The sequence below is a fragment of the uncultured Gimesia sp. genome (assembly GCF_937919775.1).
Lineage (GTDB): Bacteria > Planctomycetota > Planctomycetia > Planctomycetales > Planctomycetaceae > Gimesia.
This window is the reverse complement of sequence record NZ_CALFPF010000670.1, coordinates 1-3,353: the sequence shown is the minus strand read 5'-3', so window position 1 is coordinate 3,353 and position 3,353 is coordinate 1. Positions and strand designations below refer to the sequence as shown.

Annotated in this window: 5 protein-coding genes; 3 read left to right on the top strand and 2 right to left on the bottom strand. The window is 49.4% G+C overall.

Going from position 1 to position 3,353, the window contains the following annotated elements; all coding sequences use genetic code 11:
- A partial coding sequence (locus Q0294_RS19045; protein WP_299468619.1) for a hypothetical protein occupies positions 1-247 on the top strand: 247 nt, incomplete at its 5' end.
- 352 nt (positions 248-599) lie between these two features.
- Here Q0294_RS19045 and Q0294_RS19040 read toward each other — a convergent pair.
- The gene (locus Q0294_RS19040; protein ID WP_299468617.1) at positions 600-1,061 is read right to left on the bottom strand and encodes a hypothetical protein; all 462 of its coding nucleotides are present in this window, start codon (positions 1,059-1,061) and stop codon (positions 600-602) included.
- Between the two features lie 707 nt (positions 1,062-1,768).
- Between Q0294_RS19040 and Q0294_RS19035 the strand changes: the two genes are divergently transcribed.
- Positions 1,769-1,939: a hypothetical protein gene (locus tag Q0294_RS19035; protein WP_299468615.1), complete on the top strand. Its 171-nt coding sequence runs from the start codon at positions 1,769-1,771 to the stop codon at positions 1,937-1,939.
- A 143-nt stretch (positions 1,940-2,082) separates the two neighbouring features.
- Positions 2,083-2,319 carry a hypothetical protein gene (locus tag Q0294_RS19030; RefSeq protein ID WP_299468613.1) on the top strand — a complete coding sequence of 79 codons (237 nt, stop codon included), beginning with the start codon at positions 2,083-2,085 and terminating at the stop codon, positions 2,317-2,319.
- Between the two features lie 167 nt (positions 2,320-2,486).
- Here Q0294_RS19030 and Q0294_RS19025 read toward each other — a convergent pair.
- The coding region (locus Q0294_RS19025) for a hypothetical protein (protein ID WP_299468611.1) at positions 2,487-3,353 on the bottom strand (867 nt) is incomplete at its 5' end.

Below are 3,353 nucleotides of genomic sequence, written 5' to 3'. Positions count from 1 at the left end.
GAGCGAAACATCAGGCCCGATGCTCAAATCTTTGATTCATTGCTGGAAGTTCGTGAATGGGACGTTTACGATTTCACTAATGGCCCTGCCATGCAATTTTCCATTCGATATTTTTGGTCTGTGTTTGCCATTTCCCTTCGGGGAAGAAAAGAACATCAACCGTTCCGCCGGGTTGTTAAATCAAGGTAGACGGGATGTTGCTGGCCTGAAACAACGGCAACTTCATTCAGTGAAATCTTTCCACTGATGTTTTGATGAGCTCCACAATTCGGTGGGGTTGATTGAAACAGTGTCACGAGTACGAACGCGACACAAACGGAGGGAGGACACATGGGTGAGTCTGTTAATGCTGGCCGATTCCGAAAGAAACGGCAGCGACGAATGTCTGAACGAGAGAAACACGAATGGATTCGCTTAATCTGGTTCACCATCGTAGTAACGTTTGTCATTCATTTGGCAATGTTGCTGGACGCCAACAAGTCGTTCTTCTGAGAACGCAAGCTGACAGGACTTTCTGTCAGCTTTTTTTATGCGCCGATTGGGATTCACGAAGCACTGCGCAACAAAAAGGGGTAAGCCGAAGCTTACCCCTGAGAGGATCACCCAAGGTAATCCGGCGAATTCAGTAAGAGGTTTCCGTTGAGTCTCATGTCTGTTTTGTTCAGACTCAAGATGGTTCCCATGTGGACATTTCCACGAGCCGTGTAGCTTGTGGAACTCAGGACATCGTCCCAAACATCGTCCCCTCGCGCGGGGTTTTCAAGATTATGCCATCTTGCAACATGATGCTGCAGGACACGAAAAATATCCTCACGGCTAATTTTCGCCAGCACACCCCATGAGACAGAAACCAGCCCAACATCAAAGTTGACGTCCAGATTCAGCCTCTTCCCGCGAACCCGTAGAATGGGATCCACATTCGTGATCCACAGTCCTACGCCACAGTCGATCAGTTCGACCGGCTGCTCCCCAAATTCTTCCGCATCGATCACCGTGGGTCCAGATTCAAACCAATCTGCCCAATACCTCTCCGATTCCGTTCCTTTCGTTTGTGTTTGCATAACACCTCATTGATTCCGTTCGTTAATAACCGCGAGTTTTTAACTCTCCCGCAGAGTGCTCACCTTTTTATGCCCGACGAGCGGGGGCAGACTATCGTTTTATTTTGAAACCTCGATTGTCATTGGTTTGTTACGCAACAGCGACACGCAGGTTCGTCCGGATAGATTTGGAATGAACTCGGTGCGGCTTGTATTTGAATACGGCGTCAGTGATTGACGACACGCAGGTCAGATGAATCGAATTCGGAAACAGTACCGCCGATGCAAGTAGGCCGCCATCGTGGTCTTTTACGGATTTTTCTCAACGGGGCGATTTGAGATGGGATGAGCGTCTCAGATGTCGTTCAATACAACACAGAATGTCTGTTGCCAACACGCCCCTGTAACGAGCCTGTGATATCGGAACGGTCATGGTTGATTTGTATCGAAGATTGACGCCGGTCTGTTGATCCATCCCCGTTGTCAGGCGGCTGAATTCTTGTAAGCCCTCCTGTTAGCTTCTCAAACATAAAACAGGCTACGGCGCCGTCGCGTTGTAAAACTCAAGACGCATGTTCGATCGTCGGAACATTGAAAAAGACGAAGCTCAGTTTGCCGAGCGATGGTAAACCGCCTTCCAGCGTTCTCCCTTTTGATGAGCTCCATCTGCGGATGGGGTTGATTGAAACAGTGCTGTCTGCAGGACTGCACAGAAAACAGGAGAACGCATGAAAGACGAAAAACCTAATGATCTGTATTCAGCAGATCTATCGCCAGAAGCCAGAGATCCGGAGTCGCGATATGAGGCATTCCTTGAAGTGCTGTTGGCACTTGAGGAACCTGAACTCACATACGAATCGGAAATCATGCCCTGGTGGATCTTCCCTCACCTGGAGTGAGAAGATCGCAAAGGTTTTCAGCTACCGGGTACGCCCGGTAGCCTTTTTTATGCCACAGATTCTTCAGTCTGGCAAGTGGCCTGTCACTGATTGAATTACTTCTTTTTCCGACCATCTCATTCGATCTTGAAGGACACGTCTCGATGGCAAAGCAACCCATTCACAGCATCCGGTTCGGCTACATCAAAGCGAACATCTGGTTCAACCAAACCAAATCCGGAGACCGCCACAACGTCACGGTGACTCGCCTGTATCGCGACGGCGATCTGTGGCGAGAATCCCAACACTTCGGCCGCGACGACCTGCTGCTGCTGGCAAAGGCAATTGACCAGGCCCACACGTGGATTTTTCAGCAAGGCGCTGTCAACGAGCCAGCTTGACGTGGATGACCCTCACCGCCTTGAAAATCATGACAAACTTGCCGGGCGTATGGGAGCACTGAATACTCCAGCCAACTTACTCAGACTAGGTCCAGTCTAACCGTCCTGAGGTAGAAACGGCATCTGGCAAGACGCCGAAGGTGCCCAATCGTGGATCGTCGGGCTGTTCAGTTTTCTGCCTGATGCATTCGCTTGATCAAACTCGTAAAGTTGATGATTTGAACCGCTGATCGAGTGATCACTGCGGCAAGGTTGCCGTCGCGACTGAAGGCCGCAGAAATTGGAACAACGTTTTTTTCGTCATAACCAACCCAGAGTAGGTCACCGTTCCTTAGATTCCAAAGTGACAGCCGGCCTCGTTCCACGAACAAACACACTCCCGCTTCCTCTGATATGTTGCCTGTAGATACATAAAACTCGGTTCCGAAAAAATCGTAATCGATATAGAATTCGTCTCTGAGATCGCGGCGATCTGAATAGGGATTGTCGTCGCGAAGAAACACTTCTTTGGAAGTCAATTCGGGATGCTGGGAGAGCCAATAGCGCGTATACGGGATCAACGATTTCATTTGTTTTACTTTCATATCGAACGTCGCAAATCCGCGACTACAGATGACCCCCACGTTGTGTTCTTGTTTCAGAGGAAGGCTCAGATGGGTCACTCCATATGGGATCTTCATTTGTCCTGTCCCCTTACCGGTTCTGACATCAATCAAATCGACAAACGAATCGAAACCATTTTTATTCCCCAAAACAGACATGACTGTCGATTCTGAGTTAAGCCTTGCCTGTGTTTTCCATAGTTTTTCAAGCGTCACGACATTAACAAGTTCTGCTGTTGCCACATCGAAAATCGCTTTCGTCTCATAATGGTCGGCAGTTTTCCTGAAACTTTCGACGACGAGCCGTCCGCCCCGGAAATTGCCTGTCGGCGCACCTAATTTGGGGAGTGGCGCAAGCTTTCCAGAACTCAAGTCGGCAGTCGTTGCGGCGAACACTCCGTTTCTCGTTTCGACACCCGGCAATATGGTACG